Raw genomic sequence first — 21,177 nt, forward strand, 5'->3', positions numbered from 1 at the left:
TCAATTTTATAGTATTGTTACCAACCGGATTACGTGCTCTGTCGTTCAATCAGTTTTGTGGGGAACAACAACCCTTCATCATTCAATGGTTTTCCTTCTCGGATATCGATAAGCATTTGGATTGCCGCTTTGGCCACCGCCTCTTTTTCCACTTCCATGGTTGTTAAAGATGGGGATACGTAGCGACTGATATCGGTGCTATCAAAGCCCATAACAGATATATCTTGTGGCACGAGACGACCGCTTTGCACCACAGCTTGTAAGCCCAAGCAGGCCATGTTATCGTTACGAGCAAAAATCGTATCCACAGGGCTGTGCTCCATGAATGATTGAATGGTCGCAACGACTTCATCTGAAGATGCACACCCTGTAATTACCCTTGTCTTCCAATCCAAACCCAGTTCGTCCATTTTGTCGGCAAAGCCGCGCAAACGAAAATCTTCCATGGTGCTAAAATGATTACGGGTAGACATACGGTCGATGTACAAAAAGTGGCGACGCCCTTTGTCATATAGATATTGCACAGCAGCACCAGCACCTTGATACAACCCTGTGCTCACCATACCCGCGCCATGGACGTTGTTATAATCGCGGTTTTTAAGCAAAACTACTGGAATACCAGCGTCAATAAGTTGTTGAATACGGCTTTCTAAAAAACTGACAGAACTGATAATAATGCCATCGAGCCGACGGCTGATGAGCTGACGAATGAATTCTTCATCATCACGGTTGGTGCAAAGGGACAAAAAGCATTTTTCCTGATAGGCATAGGTGTCTAGTTTGCTCAGTAACTCGCCAAAATTACCATTGGAAAAATGATCGGCTATGAACATAATGTGTTTGCTACCCTTGCCTTTCATGGCACGGGCAATGCTATTGGGTTGATAATGCAATTCATCAATGGCCGCCAAAACACGGGCACGCTTTGTTTTTTCAACATACCGATTGTCATTGATTACATAAGAAACCACTGTCTCGCTAACGCCAGCCAACTTAGCGACATCTGCACGGGTGGCGCAAGCTATGTTGTTTTTCATAGAATATAATCCTTCCACCATTTGTAATAAACGTTTTTATACACTTTTTATTTACCCTTGCAGAGGAAAGCGTGGAGATTGCTTTGAGTGAAAGGCAAGAGTATGCGTAGCTACACTTTAGAGAGAGGAGCGAGGTGTATAATTACTGAGTATACCACACCCATACAAATATGGCAAAATAAGGAAATTATTAAAAGTCGTCTCCATCGTTTTCACGGATATAGTCTAGACCGTCGGGCATAATACCTAAGCTCCAGCCGCCGTCGGCAAAAAGGATTTGCCCCACCATGTAATTTGAAGCATCGCTAGAGAGATATAGTGCCAGATTGGCGATTTCTTCCACTTTGCCAAAGCGACCGATGGGAGAGACAGAAAGAATTTTCTTCTCATCTAAAATCCCACTACGCAAAGGTTTTTTCACCATTTCAGTTTCAATCCAGCCTGGAGCAATGGCATTGACTTTGATATTATACATGGCCCATTCTGCCCCCAATTGCATGGTCAACAGATTGACGGCCCCCTTGGTAATGCCGTAGGGTGTACGGCCAACGTTGATCATTTTGCTGTTCCCAGAGGAGATGTTGACAATACTGCCACCGCCTTGGCGACGCATATATCGACCCACAGCTTGGCAGCAAAACAGGGGTGCTTTCATATTGATTGCAATCACTTGGTCCAACAGTTCTTCCGTGAGTTTCAAAGTGGGGACAGGGCGGGCGATGCCTGCACAGTTTACCAAAATGTCGATATGTCCGAACTCAGCTGCTACATCATCAGACATTTTGAACACAGCTTCACGGCTACACAAATCAATGCGATAGAAAGAAGCCATATCGCCCAAACTTTCAGCGGCTTTCGCGCCATCTTCTAACACGTCAGCAATGACCACGCGGGCGCCTTCTTCCACAAATTTCGTAGCAATACCAAACCCGATTCCACGGGCGCCACCTGTAATAATCGCAACTTTACCAGCAATTCCGTTTGTCATAATTTTAAATCCTTTCATTGGCTATGGGTTAGACGCTTAGTAGCGTTGGGGTAATTGGGTGCCATGAGGATAGATTTCTGGCCGTGCCTCGCCAGCAGCTTCCATTCGATTGAGAAGACGCTCTTTCAATTCTGAACGCAATGTGAGCAAAGTAAGGTCGCCTACTAAATTGTTTTTTTCGTAAGGATCTTTTTCCAGATCAAAAAGATATTGCTCAATATAGCTATCACTATTTAATTTAGACATGGCCAGCATAGCGCGATATTTTTCTTGAGTAAAATTCACATCCATATCCAATGTTGGTTGTACATGAGGTGCACTTACACAATATTTCCATTTGTGTGTGCGGATACCACGGCTGCATTCTGTTTCACTAATTTGGAAGAACACATCTTGTATGGGATATGTAGGTTCTATTGCATCCATAAGGGTTTCTTTCGTCATGTCTTTATCCGCTGGCATATCAACACCAGCAAGGCTTAGAACTGTGGGTGCAATCTGAATATTACTGACCATGCTATCGCAACGCAATCCACCACGGAAAGGACCGCCAACGGCCACCATTGGAATATGCAGACTGCTGTCAAGACCATTGCGCTTATATTCGCCATCTTGTGTGCGGAAGTGACAACCGTGGTCAGAAGAATATAGGATAACGGTATCGTCATACAGATGATAATCTTTGAGTGTGTTCACTAACTTTCCTAAATTATCATCCAATGCACGGCATTGTCCTAAGTAATCGGCATAATTGGCTTTCCAGTCCCCTTCGAATTTGCCATCTAGCAAATCTTGAGGGATTTTATAATCCTTAAATCGTTCTTTAGATCCATCGGGACCTTCATAACAATTTCGATCATTTTGTTGGTGTGGTTCAATGTGAGAAACAAATAGTAAAAATGGTTTGTCAGAAGACTTGTTTTGCAGATAGTTGATGGCGTAATCGGTGATACAATCAGTTCGATAACCGATAAAGTCAACGCGGTTGCCATCTTTATCAAAGACATATCCATCATATCCGTGAGAGGTCATTTCTAAAGATTCGGACACCATAACATAATCTTTGTAACCGCCCATTCGTTCGGGGGAATGGGCTTGCGAACCATATTAATTCCATTTTCAAAATCGCTTGATAAATGCCATTTCCCCACATAAGCGGTTTCATATCCTACGGTAGAGACGGCCTTAGCAATGGTATATGCGTCTGTTTTTAAACCATAACCATTGATGTGACAACCTAGGCTGGTAGGATATTTACCAGTTTGTAGACTAGCACGTGCTGGACCGCAAACGGGCTGGCAAGAATAGCAGTTTTCGAATAGTACGCCTTCTTGAGCCAAAGAATCTAGCACAGGGGAGGTTGGCAATTCTTGCCCATAGCACTGCAAAGAATCGTGACGCTGTTGATCGCTCAAGAATACAATGATATTGGGTTGCTTTTTCATAAAAATCTCCATTTCTGTTATGCGCTGTTTCATGGATTACAATAATTTTAGCATGATGACGCTTAGATAATCGTTCTACGAACAAATACCTAAGCGACATCATGGTCGAATTATTCGTCTGTAGTAAATCTGGGCCAAGGAACATAGTCGGGATTTGCTTGTGGGATTTTCCCTTCAATGCTATTGCGCCAAGAATGAAGCAAATCTAGCAATTCTGCAGTTTTTTCTGGGAGTGTTTCGCTAAGATTAAAATCTTCACTAAAATCATTCTCAAGGTCATACAATTCAACGTGCATATCCTCAAAGAATTCTAATAATTTGAATTTTCCCAAACGAACACTAGACCCAGGGGTGCATCCCAACTCACCGTAGTGAGGATAATGCCAAAAAATAGGCCGTTGTGCTGGTGTTTCGTGTTCCTCAAGGAGTGGTATCATACTTTGCCCATCTTTATGCAAGTCTGGCATTAAAGGCAGACCAGCGGCTTCTAAATATGTAGGGAAAAAGTCGGTTGAGGTAATAGGATAGTCACATTCAGAGCCAGGGCGAATATGATTTGGCCATACAGCAATCATAGGAACACGCACACCGCCTTCATACATCCAGCCTTTTCCTTCTCGGGCTGGAGCATTAGAAGTAGGAGAACCTAGAGAGGTAGAGAGTCCACCGTTATCAGAGGTAAAGACAACCAGTGTGTTTTCTGTAAGCCCCTCGGCCTCTAAGGCGTCTAGTAATCGTCCAATGTTCAAATCCAAATTATAAATCATGGCAGCATACACTGGGTCAGATTGGAATGTTCTGCGGCACAAGCGTAAATCTTTTTTCTTTTCAATGGGGAAAAACTCACCTTCTACAAAAGGATTTTTTTGGTCTAAGCCCATTTTTTTCGCTTTTTCCTCAAAGTATAAAATTTGATCTTCTTTTGCTTCGCAGGGGATGTGCACATCATAATGCCATAAGTTTAAAAAGAATGGTTTTTCTTGATCACGTTGGCGAATGAGCGTGATGGCTTCATCGGTCAAACGATCAGTTAAATGTTCTCCCTCTGGACCGTTTGGTAGGGTAGAAATGTTGCAAGGCATAAAATAGCCGTCTCTGGGTTTCCCCAAGCACAACCGCCTTTATTGACATCAAACCCGAAATTTTCAGGGAAATACGGTTGTTTCCCTAGATGCCACTTTCCGACATGCCAGGTTGCATAACCGTGGTCTTTTAAGGTGGATGCAACGGTGACTTCATTTTCTGGTAAATGCTTGATGTAGGGAACGTCTACTAACTTTCCCTTGCAGGGGTGTGCACCGAAATGACTAATCCAATCAGTTAGACCTAGTCTTGCAGGATACCTACCTGTCATCATACTTCCTCGTGAGGGAGAGCATACAGGACAAGCGGCATATGCTTGTGTAAAAAACATGCCGCGTTCTTTCAGGCGGTCAATATTTGGAGACTCGTAAAATTCGCTGCCGCAACAGGCTAAATCTCTCCAACCCATATCGTCCATTAAAATTGATACAATGTTTGGTTTTGTGTTCATGAAACTACCCGTCCTTTTTTGTTTTTCATATATTTTTTTATTTGAGGATAGAGCAATGAGAAAACACAGATAAAGAGAAAGAATAAGGATAGTGGACGAGTAAAGAAAATAGACAAGCTACCATCGTTAATAATAAGCGCTCTTCTAAAATTACGCTCACATAGTGCGCCAAGAACAATACCGATTGTCATTGGTTGAAGAGGGAAATCTAATCGATGCAAAATATAGCCCAATAGTCCAAAGACCATAATCAGTGTTACATCAAAGATATACTGTCGAGCGGTGTATGCGCCAACAACACATAACATAACAATAGAAGGCAATAAAATAACCATAGGGAGTTTGGTAACGTTAGCAAATGCTTTGATAAAGAAAGAACCTTGCAAAAACATGAAGATATTAATCACTAATAATCCACCCATTAAACAGTAAACCCAGAAAGGATTTTCCGTAAACAAACTAGGACCTGGGGAAATTCCGTGAATGAACAGAGCGGAAGCAATAACAGCAACCACACCATCGCCAGGGATGCCAAGAGTTAACATGGGGATGAGTGTTGCACCTGTGATGGCGTTATTCGCACTTTCAGGTGCCATAACACCTTGGATATTTCCTTTGCCGTAGGAAGCTTTTTCTTCCTCTGTTTTTGCAGAGCTAACTTGAATGTTGTAGCTCATATAAGCAGCTAAAGAACCGCCAGTGCCAGGAACGGCACCGATAAATGACCCTAAAGCTGAAGAACGAATGAGTAACAGTAAATTTTCACGAATGAGAGGCAATACCTTAACTGTTGGTTTTTGGAACTCAAGCCCATCACTTACGATGCGCTTTTCTTGGTTATAACATTTAATAAAAACATTACCCAGTGCAAATGCACCCATCATAACACAAATAACAGGGATACCCGCCAGTAATTCTAGTTTGCCAAAAGTGAAACGAGCAATTCCGTCCATAGTATCAATGCCTATGGATGAGATAAGTAAGCCAATACCTGCTGTGATTAAACCCTTACAGATGTTTCCTCCGCTTACACTTACTACCATACAAAGTCCGAATAAGCACAGCGAGAAATAGTCAGCGGAATGGAACTGTAATGCGAAGGAGGAAATCGTAGGGGCAAAGAAAATCAAGCAGATGCAGCTGAAAATCCCACCAAAAACAGAAGCGACGAGTGCGCTTTTTAAAGCATCACCAGCACGCCCTTGTTGAGCCAGTGGATAGCCATCAATCATGGTTGCCATGGCAGATCCAGTGCCAGGAGTGTTGATGAGAATTGCGGTGATAGAACCACCATAGATAGACCCACAATAAGCGCCAAGCAGAAGCAAGATAGCGCCAATGGAGTCTAGCGCATAAGTGAACGGAAGTAGCAAAGTAATGGCAATTACAGGGTTTAAGCCGGGTAAAGCGCCAACAGTTACTCCAACTGCAAGACCTATATTCATGAGGAATAAGTTTATTGGCTGAACAAGTTCTAGCGCAACATTTGTAAATTCTTGCATAGTTTCAATCCTCCCTTGTTATGGCAGTGGAATGCCCATTATAAATTTGAAAATAACATAAATGACAATGCCGACACAGTAAACGGAAACATAATGCTTCCAATCACGACTGCCCATAAGAAGTAACATACAAGGTGGGATAATGAGGGTTGCAATGACATAGCCCACAGTAGAAAACAGGATGGCATACAATACACACAAACAAACTAATATAGCTGTACGTAGTTCATCTTTCCAACGAGGTTTGTTTTTAACCTTAAATTCTTCAGGGTGTTCTTTTTTTAATTTTAACAATTTTAGCCCAGAACTAACAATTAGAACACACGAGGCGATTAACATGAAGTAAGTAGCCACCAGAGGAAACGTTTGAGAATTGATCCCCATGGAGGCTCCTTCACCAAAAGAGGTGACAGAGATACCTAGAGGAATAATATACATAATCATTATTGCGCTGAACACAGCGACTATTGTACCGCTAATTAAATCTTGTTGTATCTTTTTCAAATCTCATTATCTCCTTTATAACTCTTACTAGATTGCTTGCTGCAGGATTTTTGATACGATTACCAATACGTGTCAATGATGGAGCCATAGGCATCAAAAATATCACGGTTAGCTTGATCAAGTTCATCGCCTACATAAATGTTCTCACGAACACGACCGATGGCATCCAAATAATCAAGCCAAACATCAGATTCGCTTAGATAAGTTTCAAATTCTTGGCGTAACCAAGCAACGATGTCATCGGGAGTGCCAGCAGGAACAGCCAGAATGGTGAAGCCTGCATATAGTTCTAACCCTTCTAAGCCAAATTCGTCAAGGAAAGCAATCCCGGGAACATTGCCCTCTACAATACCGTCATCAAAGGAGGCGCAAATAGCACGAACTTGGCCAGCGTTGACGTTTTCTTGGAATACACCATAGGCTGCGATTGCAAAATCAACTTCACCAGAAAGCAATGCTGTAACTGCTTCTGCTGCGCCGTTATAAGCAACGTGAGTTGTGCCTGTAGCGCCCAATTGATCCATCATATCCAGAGACATAATATGGGGGACAGACCCATTGTTGGGGGTGGCATATTTAAAGGTTTGGCCATCGATTAAAGCTTGGATAAACTCTTCGGCGGTTTGAATCTCAGAATCTTCTCTTACGAAGAATACTTGAGTGGCGTCATCAAACAAATTTGCAACACAAGTAAAACTATCGGGATCGTAAGTCAAGTCGATTAAGTGTGGTTGAATCCAGTTGCCAGCAGGAACCAAGGATACGATGGTGTAACCATCGGCAGCAGCAGCAGCACCAGAGGCAATACCGATTGTTTGGGTTGCGCCAGAGATGTTTTGCACGACAATATCTGCGCCGCCCAAATCAATATGATCGGAAATAGTACGAACGTTAGTATCAGCGTCAGAGCCGGCATCTGCAGGAGCAATGAAAGTGATTTCTTTGCTAGGATACCCTTCAGGTTGAGGAACGGTGCCATCACTGTTTTCAACGGTCTCTTCGGCAACCTCGGTGGTCGTTGTGGTCGTTGTAGTGGATTCGGTTGTGGTGGTTGTGCTTGCGGTATCAGAGCTGCAAGCGCTGAGCATAGACAATACCATCAAGGAGCTTAGTAAAGTAGCCATCATCTTTTTCATAATTGTGCATTCCTTTCTGTTGCATAGATATCTATGCAAACTGCCAAATTTTTATTTTATTTTGGGTAAAAACAGGTGTGAGATATGCAGGCGGTGATTGCTAAAGAAAGATATTCTTGTTGGTGTGTTTGTGCGTCTACCACGTCCTTTATCATTTGAATTTTCGATTTGATATAAAAGTCTTTCTAAGGGATAAAAGTTTACTTGCATTTTATACACACGTATTTATAACGATGAAATAAAAAAACATCACCAAGAAAACGTGTTAGTTCTCCTAAAAAGATGTTCAAATTGTGTATATACACGTGTGTATGTTTGTTGGGCTTATTGTAGCGTTATCGTCTCTGAAAGTCAATAGTGTATTTGCAAATTTTGGTAAAATTTCCGTTTTGTACAAATTTTTTGTAGAATATTGGAAGAGTTTAACAAGGGGCTTTTGTGAATTCTAACTTTAAATTACAATTGAAGCATGTTTTGCAGCGATGCCGAAGCGGTTTCAAGATGAACTTAATGAGCAGAACGTACCACCGCACTGGCACATCACCTCCATCCGCGTAGAATCCGACAAGATTTGACACGCAAATCTGAAGTACTAATATGGGAACAGACATTTTTGGGCGAGAGGCTATTATGTGGACACGATGGGGCGAAATAAAAAGCAAATACAAGAGTACATAAAGCAGCAACTGCAAGAAGACCAAATGGCAGACCAAATGAACCTGAAAGAGTGCACTGACCCGTTCACGGAGAGTAAGAATACCAAGGCAGGAAAAAACCCCTAAAGGGGCAGCCCGAAACAGCAATGCACATGGCAGACCGTTCGGGATCCCTTTAGGGGTATGTTAGTTCCGCCCGTTTAGGGCTATCCCAAGCCACCAGCTCAGCTGGTGGCTTGGATTTTATGTGGGGAAGGCAACGATATGTTTGCGTTAGTTGTTAGATCCGCTGTGCTGGATGCCGACTTTATTTTGGGCGGTATGCTCCATTTGAGACGGCGGTTTTTGTTGTTTTAGCAGACCAGAATCAACGCTTAGCCCATGTAACGATACAGGAAGGTTACAATGGCACCGCGGTTGCACACGGTGTTGGGTTGGAATGTACCATCACTGTAGCCAGTGGTGATGCCTTCAGAAACAGCCCACAGCACTGCATCGTAGCAGTAAGAGTCAACGGCTACATCGCTCATGGCAGTGCCAGATGCGGTGGGTTCACCAGAGGCACGGTACAAGAAGGTGACAATAGCGCCACGGTTGCAAGTGGTGTTGGGGCGGAAGGTGCCGTCTTCATAACCAGTGGTGATGTCGTTTTCAACAGCCCACAGCACAGCGTTGTAGTAGTACGCAGTTTCATCCAAATCGGAGAAGGGATTGTCGATGGTGGCTTCTGGCTCACCAGCGGCACGCCACAAGAAGGTGACAGCTTGGGCACGGGTGCAAGAGTCAGTGGGACGGAAGGTATCGTCAGCGTAGCCAGCGGTGATGCCATTGTCAACAGCCCACAGCACAGCGTCGTAGTAGTAAGCGTTCACATCCACGTCGGTGAAGGTGTTGGTTTCGGTTTCGCTTTCTTCACCGTCTTCGGACACGAAGGTCACAGTGACGGTGACAGCTGCGCCGGGTTGGATGTAGCTGTAAGTGCCGTCGCCGTTGTCGGTAACGGTGACTTCACGACCAGAGGAATAGGCGACAGTGACAGTGCCCACTTCGTAGCCGTTGTTAGGATCGGTGGTGATGGTGATTTTAGTACCAGAAGCAGACTTGCTAGAGCTGATGCTCACATCGCCGTTAGAAGTGGAGGCCACGGAGGAGGTATAGGTGGAAGTGCTAGAACCAGAGGTATAGGTATAGGGGGTGATCAGGAAGTTGGAGAACTCGGCGACGGTCATCGTAATATACTTGTGGCCATCGTCATCGGTGTAGACTTTCAGGCGCATAGATTCGGTGGAATCATCAGACTTGATGTGCACCACGTCAGCATAAGTGCCAGCAAAATCATCGGTGAGGTAGATGGTGAAGGTGACAGGGGTTTGCAGGTTGGAGTTGTCGATGACAGTTGCACCTGCGTTGTCCACATTGACCATAGGTTTGATGCTCAGAACGATGGTGTCTGCGGTGACATCCACGTCGGCAGTAATGTCATCACCAGTGGTTTGCTCCACAGCGATGGAGACGGCTGTGCCTTCGGTGACGGTAGTACCACCGAACACGGACAGTGCCAAGCCAGAGACTTCCACTGCTTTGCTGTCATCGATGGCGGTGGTGGTCACAGTTGGAGTAGCAGGTGTGGAGGTCAGATTGTCATTGGCCGCCACAAACAGTGCGTCCAAGGTGTTGACAGCTTCCACGATGGTGGTATCCATGTGGGCATCGGTGGTAGCGGCCACAACGGTGGTCACTTCGGTTGCCACATTGTTGATAACAGTTTGATTTTCGCTTGCAGTTTCAGTGGTCAAATCAGCCACAGAGCCCATGGAAGCTTCCACTTTGTCAGCTTCGGTGGGAGCTTCGGTGGAAAGTTCACCAAAAATCACGGTGGAGCCAGCTTCCACATAAGAAGTGGGGTCAGTGGTGTTGAAATTGTTGTTGCTTACGTCAACATAAGTGCCATTCATGGCATAGACAGCGTTTTTACCAGCCACAACAGCGATATCATTGCCAGTGACAACTACGTCGGTGTTGCCAGAGAATTTCAATGCACCTTCGCCACCTTCTTGCTCGCAATAATCAACAATGGTGTTGTTGGTGATACGACCAGTGCTATTCATGAAATTGATGCCGTTGAAATAGCCTTGGATGATGGTGTTGCCAGTGATGAGGGCATTTTCACAGTTCCAAGCATTGATACCACTGACATTTGTGATGCTTTGGTTGTCAATGGTATTGCCACTGATTGTCAGGTTGACAACGGAGTTTCGGGTGACAGTGCCAGCCGTATTGTTGGCGAAAATACCGCCGTAAATGGTGTTGTTGGAAATCGTCACATTGCTAATTGTGTTGGTTTCGTGGGCTTCCACATTCACATTTCTTTTGCTGGTATTTTTGTCGCCAATGGTAAATCCATCGATGACTACGCCGTCAATATCTTCAGTGGTTGTGGCTGCACGAACGTACACGCCACCAGCCAGTGTTACATTGCCAACAGCTTTCAGGGTAAGTGATTTCGTAATCCGAATTTCCTCGGTCACATCCTCGCTGACCAAAATGGTGTCGCCATCGGCTGCAGCTTCCATGGCATCGGTGATGGTAGCAAAATAAATGCCGTCAACTTCAAAGCCAGTTACAGTGGGAATATACGCATATACTGTTCCAGAACCACTGGCCACGGGATAATAAGTGGTGGTGGAGTCGTCTAAATCCACATAGTCTGTCCCTGCGAGAATTACGCCGATGTCATTGGCGCCCACCAAGGTCAGCATACGCAAGTCGTTTGCCGTAATGTTTTGACCAACAGCCACGGAGATGTCATAGCCCCAAGTGCCGTCAGCCAGAGTGCAATCTTCCAAGGTTGCGGTGGAGTTGTTCACCATCACATTGCACTTGAAATCCGTCACAGTGACAGAATTCATATCCACATTGGACATATTGCCATTAGCAGAGTACACATTTACACCATTTTTAATATAGGTGTTGCCTGCCTTGTTCACAATTTCCATGTTTTCCAAGGTGACTTGTGCGCCATCGGTGATATTGATGAAGTTAAAACCAACTTTATTAGAAGAAGTGTCTTCAGCAGTGAGTGTATAACCTTGGCCATCCAAGGTGATGTCCTTGTTGATTTCAATCACGCCTTGATTTTCGACAACATTGCCAGATTCGACGGTGATGTCTTTACCCAGTTTCACAGTACCGCCAGCACGCAGAGCAGTTTGCAGTGCGACTGCATCGCTGACCACGATGGTGCCGTCGTTGGTCAGGGAACCTTCCACGCTCAGAGCATCGGTGACGGTCAAGGTAGCGTCTTCGCCCACAACAAAGGTGCTGTCGGCAGGGATGGTCATGGTATCAGTGGTGTAATCGTCGTTCAAAATCACGTTGGTATAGCCGCCGCCTTGGGTGATTTTACCGAAGTCGCAACCTGCGCCAATGGTGGCGGTGGCGCTATAATCAGTGATGCCGTCACCGTAGTACCCATACAGGTACAGTTGGTTGGAACGAGCGGTTTCTTCGTCGCTCACATCTTCATGGACAGAGATGGTCACGTTTTCAAAGGACACATCGGTGGAATATCTGTAGCTAGTACCAGCAGTACGGTTGCCCACCACAATGGCAGCAGAGGGAATATAGGTGCCAGTGCCCCAGTTTTCATCAAAGTATTTTTGTACATTAGAGTTGCCAGCATCGCTAAAGTCTTCTGCCACCTTCACGGTCACGTTGGTGAAGGTGCCTTCGCCGCCACGCATCATAATACCAGTGGTACGGGTGGTGATAATGGTGTCTTCCACAGTGACAGTGGATGGAATGTTGATCAACAGAGGAACGCCATATACGGCAGTGGTTTCCAAGGTGGAGTTTTTAACGTTGACAACAATATCGTTTCTATCCCCATCGGTGGCGTTGGTACCAATGGCATAATATTTACCAGTGATGGTGGAATCAATCACGTCCACACCAGAGATAGCGCCTGTGATATAAACAGGCGCGCCATTGCCAGTGTTTGTGAGCTTCACGCCGTCTAAAGTCAGCTTGCCTTGCTTAGTGACGGCAAGGACAGCGGAACTATAATTTGCAGAGATATTGCCGTTTTTAACAGTTAAGTCCTTGTCAGCGGTATTGATCGACACGGCAGAGGTCGCAGTCCAGGTATAGCCATTCAAATCAATGGTCACAGGCGCGCTGGGCAGGGACAAAGAACTGCTGACATTTTTATTCAGGGTTACAGTGCCACCATTGGTAGCGGCATAGACTGCGCTATACAAAGTGCTATACGCCTTTTTGTAGTCGCCGTTGTCTAGGACGATGTTAGACCAAGGTTCGCTGACAGTTTCCACACCAGTGTTGTTGTCAAAGGTCACATTTACGCCATCCACGATGGAACCAGTGGTGACTTCATCGATGGAATACCCATAGGTGGTGTCCAAATAGGTGCAGTCGGTGATGGAAATGGAGTTGGTCATTTCGGTTTCTTCCACATGGCCTACATATACGCCAGTGTAGAGGTTTTCCAAGGTGCAACCATCCAAAGTGATGGACACGTTGTCCACGTTTTCATTGGTGCAAACAGCAGTGCCGGCGGCAGTGCCATTGTCTTTGACAAAGTGGATGTCCACCAAAGTTAAATCGGTGCCAGACGCCACATGGACGGTGGATTCACTTTTGAATGCGCCGTAAATAGCGGTGGTATAGGTCAGCTTATGCCCGTCGCCATCAATGGTGATGGCCTTATCGGTGGGGACTACCACACCTTCGGTCAAGGTGATGTCGTTGATGAGGGTGATGGTGGTACCCTCACTCACGGCAGCGATGGCGGTGGTCAAATCGGTGTAGTTACCACCCTCGCCCACGGTCACTTCGTCAGAGCTTGCGCTGACGGCCATGATGCCGACTAAGGCTAGGGCTGCTAGGGCGGTTGCCCAAAGTTTCTTCATACTCTATTCCTCCTAGGTTTTTCCAAATTGGTTATAATTATTTCCAATTAGTTACAATATAATCTAATTTCGACTAATATTGCCAATGTATTGTAACATTTTGCTTAAGGGATTGCAACCGATTTCGTCAAGAAAAACTCTACCAAATTCTGCGCAATTTGGTGCGTTTTTCTATCTATATTTTTTGAAGGTTCATGGCGAAATGATGAGATTGCAATCAACCTATCTAGACTAGCCTAGACGTTGGCAATCAATGATATTGGGGCTTAAGAGGGGGGCTTTTGGCATTGCAGAGGTATCATACCGTCCGTGTCAATACACCTGTTTTCAAGCTGTGTATCCAAGGTTTGTATTGCATATTTTCTCTTTGCGTGATACAATTTTTAGCGAGTTAGCGCAGATTTAGAAGGCGTTTTATACGGATTGGATTACTTTCTATGTTGAGAAAACATGGTGCCACAAGATACCATGCAAGCCTACTACCGCACAGGGAAAACCGTCACGCACCTGCCATGGGGCGTTAGTCCCAGTGACCATATTGTATAAATGGGCAATTTCTTTCTTTGAAACACCAACCCCATGGAATAGGCACAAAAATGCTGTTTTTGAAAATTACAAAACAATTATTGTCACATTTGTATCTTTGTGGTATACTTTTATAATAAAACACAGAACGCAGAGCGTGTATACGCTGAGAAAGGAGGGGGCTCATTCGAAAAACCAATTTTTGGAACCTGTGACAATGGAACCCATTCCTGGAGGCACGGTGGTGGATAAAATTATCCACAAAATCCGTGACGCCATTGGGCGTGGACGCTTTGCCATGGGTGACAAGTTACCCACAGAATTTGAGCTGATGGAGGAACTCCACGTCAGTCGTAATTCGTTGCGAGAAGCCATGAAAATTCTCACAGCCATGGGCATTGTGGAAATCAAACGAGGGGACGGCACCTATATTTGCAGTGAAATCCGCCCTAATATCATGGATTTCATGGTCTACAGCATGCTTTTAGAAGACAGCAATCCAGAAGAAATCATCGAACTGCGGCAAACTTTAGATGAAGATGTTTTGGAAATGGCGGTGTTGCGTGCCACAGACCAAGATATCCAAGCGCTAGAGGAGATTATGGCGCAAATGCGAACTTGCTTCACCACAGGGGATTTGCGTGGGGCGTCCAAGGTCGACTATCAGTTCCATATGTGTTTGGCCACAGCCAGCCACAACAAGTTTTTATCCCGCATTGTCACTGGGGTTTATGGCTTGTTTGAAGGCTCCATCGAAAATAATATCTGCTCAGAAGCCCAATTTGCCAAGGCCGACCACCATCACCAAGAAATGCTGGATTGCTTGAAAGACCGAGACTGCACACGGGTGCGTCAAGTGGTTGCCGACAGCTTATCCATATGGAAAGCCAACGTGGAAAAAAGCCAACATACAGCACCCATTTCCTTTGGATAATGGTGTTGAACGGTGAGGGGCTGTACCCCAATTCCGTAGTTTTAAAATGATACTATCGGAGGCACAAAAAAAGTCTTCCATTTAATACAGGCGCAACAATACAAGAAAAAGGCGCAGGCATTGAGCAAATCAGAATAAAAACAAGCCGACACTGCTGTATGTCCAAATGGCAGCAGTGTCGGCTTATGTTATGTATGCCGTTATGCGGCAAACTGTCTGCCCGTGTGGTCGATGGTGTAGGGCGTCGAGAGAATCAGCTGAGAAATGGGAACAATGGTGTAGCCCTGTGAGATAAGGGTTTCCAAAATAGTGGGCAATGCCTCTGGCGTGTGAAGCGCCGCATTGTGGAACAAGACGATAGACCCAGGTTGCACCCGAGACGTGACGCGTTCGATAATCTCCGAAGCCGAAATCTCCATCCAATCAAGAGAATCAGCGTGCGATGTGGGTTCAAGGGGGTGTTGGGGGACAATTCGCTCCACTAGGCGAAAAAATAGCTACGACTGGAAGTCCAAATTGTAGCTGTTTTTTATGCTGTTTGGTTAGAGTCTTTTTTTACCACTCAAACTGCCTTAGCCCAAGTAACGATACAGGAAGGTTACGATGGCGCCTCGGTTGCAGATGGTGTGGGTTGGAAGTTGCTGTCAGAGTAGCCAGTGGTGATACCGTGTTCAACTGCCCACATGACAGAGGCATAGTCGTAGATGCCATCGGTCACGTTAGACATTTGGGTGCATCGTGCAGAATGAAGAAACTTAAAAACAGGGGTGCTTTCATTGAAGATGTATGCTATAATGGATGACAGAAAAAGTAAAGGAGACTTGATGTATGAAACTAGGACGAAAATTACTTACAATAGCTTTGATGACTATGACGCTGATGGGCGTGCTGGTGACTGGAGCGAACGCAGCAGGGGACAGCGCAAGCGACCCTGTTGAGATTAGCACAGCCCAAGGATTATATGACTTTTTGACCAACACCACTGAGGTGTATGGGAAGCTGACTAAGAGCGTTGAGTATGATACGGGTACTTATGGCGTTATGTATATCACAAGCGAAAAAGATTTTAACTTGGCAGGGTATACAATTACAGTGCCAAATGATGTAGCTGTCAAAGACCATCCGATAAATATAAAATCTGGCGCTATATTTACCATGTATGGCGGCACATTTATCGCTGGCAAATTAGATGATGAAGAATCAGCCACGTCAACACAAACAATTGGTGCAAAGGGTGTAATTGGTTCAACTGATTATAACTATGCAACAGTGTATGTATATGATATGGTTTTTTATAATGCATACTGCGGGAATCTCTGTATGCACTTAAATGATGTCACTTCTGCTACTATCACTGGATGTGTTTTCTATTGTTCTGTGGGTGGCGGTGTGCAGAACGGCAGTTCTGGCATTACTATGAGGGATTGCGAAGTATATCAAGAGTATGCTAACAATTGGAATAGTTCAGCTGTGGCTGCACAATGGACAACCAACACTGTTACCAACGTTTATGGTGGTAAATACACAAACAATGGTTATGGCGCTTACATCTATAGTTCTGGGGGCACCGTCAATATCTATGGCGGTGATTGGCAAGCAGATATCGCTGTGCTAAGAGCTGATTCTGGTTACAGTGCTGCAGTGGCGGCCATTAATGTCTATGATGGTAGCTTCGATGGGAAAATTGCAATTACTCAATCATCTGGTTCTGCCTCAATCAACATCTACGGTGGCACCTTCTCCAACACTGGTTTGACAGAAGCAGCATTCTCCGCCTACGTTGCTGAACACTGTTCTGTTACTACCGCTGGTACTTCCACTAGCGATTATGTATTCACGGTGACGGCTGACCCATATGTTGCAACCATTGGCGAAGAAGGATTTTACTCTCTAGCTGATGCCATTACCTCTGCTCAAAGCAATACATATTGTACCATTGTTTTGCAAGAAGACGTGCTTGATGCAGATATCGACATGACAGTCTCTCATCATTACACCATCGACCTCAATGGTTACACATTGTCTGGTAGTGGCGAGTTTATCACAACTGCGTATTACTATTCTTACCCATATACGTCAATAAGTGATTTGACCATCACGGATAGTGTTGGTACGGGTAAGTTGCTAATCCCCACAGGCGCAAGTATTGTCAATAACGGTTATCTGGAATTGGATTGCGTAGTTGAAAACAATGGCACAATCACCAACAACACCTATCTCATTGACATTACTGCCGATGCAACATTCACCAACAACGGCACCTTAAGTAATACCTACTGGATTTGCATCTACGAAGGTGCAACACTCTCCAACCCTGGTACTGTATACAATTCTGGCGGTTTTGAATATGACTATCTCCCCGAAACGGAAGTGTTCGGTAGTGTGGCGTATTATGTGAGTTCTTGGGGCGGCGTGGATTATTACGAATTCTACCCCACTCTAGCCGATGCCATCTCCGATGCCGGTGACGGCGACACCGTCACCTTGGTGGCTGATACGAACGAAAGCGGAATCGCCATTGGCAAATCCATCACCCTTGATTTGAATGGTTGCACCCTGGCATTTAGAGAGGGGTATGGCATTTCCAACAGCGATACGTTGAACATCAAAGATAGCGTTGGCGATGGCCTGCTCAATGGCACCATCACCAATAGTGGTACCATTGTAATTTCTGGCGGTTTGTTCACTGCAACCCTGAATAGCGATTGGGCAGCCACTGGCTATGAAGTGACCACCGAAGGCGCATACAATACGGTGCAACCTGCGTCCACTGTGAAATACACCGCCAGCGGCAACACCATCTATGCCAAATTAAACGACGAAACCGTGGGCAAGCTGTCCATTTTGGCACCTGAAGATTTGGTGTATGATGACAGTGCAAAAGTTGCATCTATTTATGACGAAAACAGCGGCGTTTTGGGAACCCAAACCATTGTTTACACGCAAGATGGTGTGAGCTGTAGCACTCCCACTGATGCTGGCACATACACCGCTAGCATCACCACCCAAGGTGTCACCGCCTCCATCGCTTTTGTTATTTCCAAAGCACCTGTCACAGTTTCTGTGTCTGGTAACAGCTTTGAAGCAGGTCGCTATGTAGCGCCCACCTACACCCTTGACCCATCTGTAGCCTATTCTGTAGCCTACTATGATGCAGACGGCGTGGAAGTGGATTTGAGCACTGCACCTGCCGACAGCTATACCATCGAAGTCACCCTTACTAGCTCCAACTATTATCTCTCTGGCACCGTTGGTTCTGTTGTGGTGTATGAAGAAGTGCCTACAACTTACACCGTAAGCTTTGACACAGGGGCTGGAAATGCAGTGGATGCCATCTCTGGTATCTCAACCACCGTCCACACCCTGCCAACCCCCACCACCAACTATAACCAAACCTTCGCAGGTTGGAGCTATGATGGCAAAATCTACGCCGCTGGCGCTGAGTTCATCCAACCTGAAGCTGATGTGACCATGACTGCCCTTTGGAACACCAATGCAATAATTGAGGGATATGTCTACGACAATGCAGGCAATACAATCGGCGGTGCTACCGTACAATTGACGGATAGTTTGAAGATGAATACCATGCCCGAGGGCTATTATATCATCTCCAATATCCCTGTTGGCACCTACGACATGACTGTTACCTATAACGATATCACCACCACCCGCCATGTGACCATCACGGAGGGTACCACCATCGATATCACCATGTACGATATTGACGTATCTACCTCTGTGGTTGTGGAAGCTGGGTTAAGCACCACCACTGTGGCAAACTTGGACGCCTTGGCAACGACTGAGGCTGAAACTGCTGATGCCACCGAAGTTAGCTCCGTGGAAATCGCAGTCACCATCGCTTCTGCCAATGATGACGATGCGTTGGAAGCCATTGCCGAAGCATCTGACGCCGTGGGCTACATCATGGATATTACCGTGGATATGATTGTGGATACCTACGAAATCACCCCTGTTTCCGAAACTTTTGCACTGCTTTCCTTCACCATCGACCTGCCTGTGGATATGCAAGGCATGGCGTATTACACCGTCTTGCGTTACCACGATGACGATGTGGACACCCTGAAAACCAGCAAGAACAGCGATGGCGAATATATCGAATTGGTGTACACCACCATTGACGATTTGGACGTGGTGACTGGTATCATCATCCATGCCAAGTTCTTCTCTACCTATGCCATCACCAGCTCTGAAACTACGCCTAGCACCAGTTCCTCCAGCTCTGGCGCCTCTACCTACACTTCCACCGTGGCGAGTACTTCCAATGGTGATGTGAGCATCAGTGCTACCAAGGCTACTTCTGGCACGACCATCACCATCACCACTAGCCCCGACGATGGGTATGAAGTGGGTAGTGTGAGCGTGACCTATTCTTCTGGTAAAGAGGTGAGTGTCACCGATAACGGCGACGGCACTTGCAGCTACCTGCAACCTGGTGCCGCTGTGACGGTTACCGTCACCTTCGTGTCTGAAGATGGCGACGATAGCTTGTTTAGCGACGTGAGCGACGACGCGTATTACTACGATGCAGTCATCTGGGCTGTGGAAAACGGCATCACGTCTGGCTACAGCGACGGCACCTTCCGCCCCACCACTTCCTGCACCCGTGCCCAAGCCGTTACATTCTTGTATCGTGCAGCTGGCGAACCTGACGTCACTGGCGAAAATCCTTTCTCTGACGTGAACACAGATGCCTACTATTACAACGCAGTTCTATGGGCGGTTGAAATGGGCATTACCTCTGGTACTGGCGATGGTACTACCTTCAGTGCGAATGCAGTCTGCTCTCGTAGCCAGATTGCGACCTTTATGTACCGTGCCGCTGGCGAGCCAGCAGTTGATGGTTCGAATCCCTTCGCCGATATAGACGAAGATACCTACTACTACAATGCGGTCCTCTGGGCAGTATCCGAGGGCATCACTACTGGCACCAACGATACTGCATTCAGCCCCAATAGCGATTGCACAAGAGGCCAGATTGTGACCTTCCTGTATCGCAACTTGGCTGAGTAACTACCCATCCCTTCCAAAGAAGGGCGCACTTCTATACAGGGTCTTACGACCTGTATCCTGTGCTTAAAAGCGACCAAGAGAGAGACCACCGTAACAAGTGGCCTCTCTCTTTTTGCGTCACTGCGTTCCGAGATAAGGGACGCCCCCTAGGAAGTAGTTGTCAACGATTGGTTGACAACTGAATTTTCGTTACGCCATCCTCCGTGCGATAGAGAATCATTTCTGTCTGATTAAATTCCATATCCAATTGCCTCCAAATTCTTGTAAATCTCTTGCTTTAGCCCCAGTGGCCATGCGTGACGACTTTACTGTGACAATGGGGATTTGACCGCTGGCAAAGCTGTCAAATCCATAATAAGCTATACAAAGAGGGGCAAACCCATCCAACAAATGACGACCCATGGGCATAAATGAGGTGTTCACTATCTCAGAAATTGCCGCATTTCTGAAGACATCCCAGCACCAAGTCCGTGCCATGATACGAGCAGGAGAGCTAGAGGCGCTAAAAGTGGGGCGAGAGTACCGCGTGACATTGGCAGCGCTAGATGCGTTTTTGGAGGGAGAATGAAAATGGTCACTCTAGCCATCTCGGCTGGAGTGACCATTGCGTTTGTTAAACTTTTAGTTTTGATGAGTAATGATTGAATGCTCATAGCTCATCTACAACAGTAGAAATTATTAGGGGTTATTATCCGGAGGTGGGTAAACTGAACACAGGTATATCTACAACAGTAGAAATTATTAGGGGTTATTATCCAGGGGTGGATGTGTTTGTTGCCCCACGAATCTACAACAGTAGAAATTATTAGGGGTTATTATCCATAAACGACTTGTACCGCCTATAAAGTGCATCTACAACAGTAGAAATTATTAGGGGTTATTATCCTGAATCTCTATCGCAGGAACAACAGCAAATCTACAACAGTAGAAATTATTAGGGGTTATTATCCCCCGATG

The 21,177-nt window shown here is 45.7% G+C and carries 16 protein-coding genes, 1 pseudogene and 1 CRISPR repeat array (1 of these 18 cut by a window edge); of the genes and pseudogenes, 5 read left to right on the forward strand and 12 right to left on the reverse strand.

The window, feature by feature from the left end:
* Positions 1 to 29: 29 nt before the first annotated feature.
* The 9 genes from RFF05_RS12405 to RFF05_RS12445 all read right to left on the reverse strand — a co-directional run bounded on the left by RFF05_RS12405 (position 30) and on the right by RFF05_RS12445 (position 8,146).
* Positions 30 to 1,037 carry a LacI family DNA-binding transcriptional regulator gene (locus RFF05_RS12405; protein WP_409967386.1) on the reverse strand — a complete coding sequence of 336 codons (1,008 nt, stop codon included), beginning with the start codon at positions 1,035 to 1,037 and terminating at the stop codon, positions 30 to 32.
* Positions 1,038 to 1,227: 190 nt separating this feature from the next.
* The gene (locus tag RFF05_RS12410; RefSeq protein WP_409967387.1) at positions 1,228 to 2,025 is read right to left on the reverse strand and encodes an SDR family NAD(P)-dependent oxidoreductase; all 798 of its coding nucleotides are present in this window, start codon (positions 2,023 to 2,025) and stop codon (positions 1,228 to 1,230) included.
* Positions 2,026 to 2,061: 36 nt separating this feature from the next.
* Entirely contained in the window at positions 2,062 to 3,078 is a 1,017-nt protein-coding gene (locus RFF05_RS12415) for a sulfatase-like hydrolase/transferase (RefSeq protein WP_409967388.1), read from the reverse strand.
* Entirely contained in the window at positions 3,060 to 3,470 is a 411-nt protein-coding gene (locus RFF05_RS12420) for a sulfatase-like hydrolase/transferase (RefSeq protein ID WP_409967389.1), read from the reverse strand. Before RFF05_RS12420 ends, RFF05_RS12415 begins: the two co-directional genes overlap by 19 nt.
* Before the next feature lie 110 nt (positions 3,471 to 3,580).
* Positions 3,581 to 4,492 (reverse strand): sulfatase-like hydrolase/transferase, encoded by a 912-nt coding sequence (locus tag RFF05_RS12425; protein WP_409967390.1) that lies wholly within the window; start codon positions 4,490 to 4,492, stop codon positions 3,581 to 3,583.
* 8 nt (positions 4,493 to 4,500) lie between these two features.
* Complete coding sequence (locus RFF05_RS12430; RefSeq protein WP_409967391.1) at positions 4,501 to 5,004, reverse strand: sulfatase-like hydrolase/transferase; 504 nt, start codon at positions 5,002 to 5,004, stop codon at positions 4,501 to 4,503.
* Positions 5,001 to 6,506 carry a tripartite tricarboxylate transporter permease gene (locus RFF05_RS12435; protein ID WP_409967392.1) on the reverse strand — a complete coding sequence of 502 codons (1,506 nt, stop codon included), beginning with the start codon at positions 6,504 to 6,506 and terminating at the stop codon, positions 5,001 to 5,003. The genes RFF05_RS12430 and RFF05_RS12435 overlap by 4 nt, the downstream gene beginning before the upstream one ends.
* A gap of 18 nt (positions 6,507 to 6,524) precedes the next feature.
* Positions 6,525 to 7,010 (reverse strand): tripartite tricarboxylate transporter TctB family protein, encoded by a 486-nt coding sequence (locus RFF05_RS12440; protein WP_409967393.1) that lies wholly within the window; start codon positions 7,008 to 7,010, stop codon positions 6,525 to 6,527.
* Between the two features lie 59 nt (positions 7,011 to 7,069).
* On the reverse strand, positions 7,070 to 8,146 hold the full coding sequence (locus RFF05_RS12445) for a tripartite tricarboxylate transporter substrate binding protein (RefSeq protein ID WP_409967394.1): 1,077 nt from the start codon (positions 8,144 to 8,146) through the stop codon (positions 7,070 to 7,072).
* 575 nt (positions 8,147 to 8,721) lie between these two features.
* Between RFF05_RS12445 and RFF05_RS12450 the strand changes: the two are divergent.
* A pseudogene (locus tag RFF05_RS12450) lies at positions 8,722 to 8,928 on the forward strand (transposase); the annotation flags it as partial.
* Between the two features lie 105 nt (positions 8,929 to 9,033).
* Positions 9,034 to 9,159 (forward strand): hypothetical protein, encoded by a 126-nt coding sequence (locus RFF05_RS12455; RefSeq protein WP_409967395.1) that lies wholly within the window; start codon positions 9,034 to 9,036, stop codon positions 9,157 to 9,159.
* A gap of 17 nt (positions 9,160 to 9,176) precedes the next feature.
* On the opposite strand, the gene RFF05_RS12460 is transcribed toward RFF05_RS12455, so the two are convergent.
* A complete protein-coding gene (locus RFF05_RS12460) occupies positions 9,177 to 13,730 on the reverse strand; it encodes an S-layer homology domain-containing protein (protein ID WP_409967396.1) in 4,554 nt (1,517 codons plus the stop codon).
* Positions 13,731 to 14,466: 736 nt separating this feature from the next.
* On the opposite strand from RFF05_RS12460, the gene RFF05_RS12465 reads away from it, so the two are divergent.
* Positions 14,467 to 15,189 (forward strand): FadR/GntR family transcriptional regulator, encoded by a 723-nt coding sequence (locus tag RFF05_RS12465; RefSeq protein WP_409970116.1) that lies wholly within the window; start codon positions 14,467 to 14,469, stop codon positions 15,187 to 15,189.
* Between the two features lie 200 nt (positions 15,190 to 15,389).
* On the opposite strand, the gene RFF05_RS12470 is transcribed toward RFF05_RS12465, so the two are convergent.
* Both RFF05_RS12470 and RFF05_RS12475 read right to left on the reverse strand, forming a co-directional pair.
* A complete protein-coding gene (locus RFF05_RS12470; RefSeq protein ID WP_409967397.1) occupies positions 15,390 to 15,608 on the reverse strand; it encodes a hypothetical protein in 219 nt (72 codons plus the stop codon).
* Positions 15,609 to 15,787: 179 nt separating this feature from the next.
* Positions 15,788 to 15,916: an S-layer homology domain-containing protein gene (locus tag RFF05_RS12475; RefSeq protein ID WP_409967398.1), complete on the reverse strand. Its 129-nt coding sequence runs from the start codon at positions 15,914 to 15,916 to the stop codon at positions 15,788 to 15,790.
* A gap of 101 nt (positions 15,917 to 16,017) precedes the next feature.
* On the opposite strand from RFF05_RS12475, the gene RFF05_RS12480 reads away from it, so the two are divergent.
* On the forward strand, positions 16,018 to 20,220 hold the full coding sequence (locus tag RFF05_RS12480; RefSeq protein WP_409967399.1) for an S-layer homology domain-containing protein: 4,203 nt from the start codon (positions 16,018 to 16,020) through the stop codon (positions 20,218 to 20,220).
* Between the two features lie 400 nt (positions 20,221 to 20,620).
* Entirely contained in the window at positions 20,621 to 20,788 is a 168-nt protein-coding gene (locus tag RFF05_RS12485; RefSeq protein WP_409967400.1) for a helix-turn-helix domain-containing protein, read from the forward strand.
* A gap of 90 nt (positions 20,789 to 20,878) precedes the next feature.
* Positions 20,879 to 21,177: direct repeats of the CRISPR family, unit length 36 nt; unit sequence ATCTACAACAGTAGAAATTATTAGGGGTTATTATCC (it continues 119 nt past the right edge of the window).

Source organism: Bengtsoniella intestinalis (assembly GCF_039719005.1).
GTDB classification, from domain to species: Bacteria; Bacillota; Clostridia; order Oscillospirales; family Oscillospiraceae; genus Oscillibacter; species Oscillibacter intestinalis.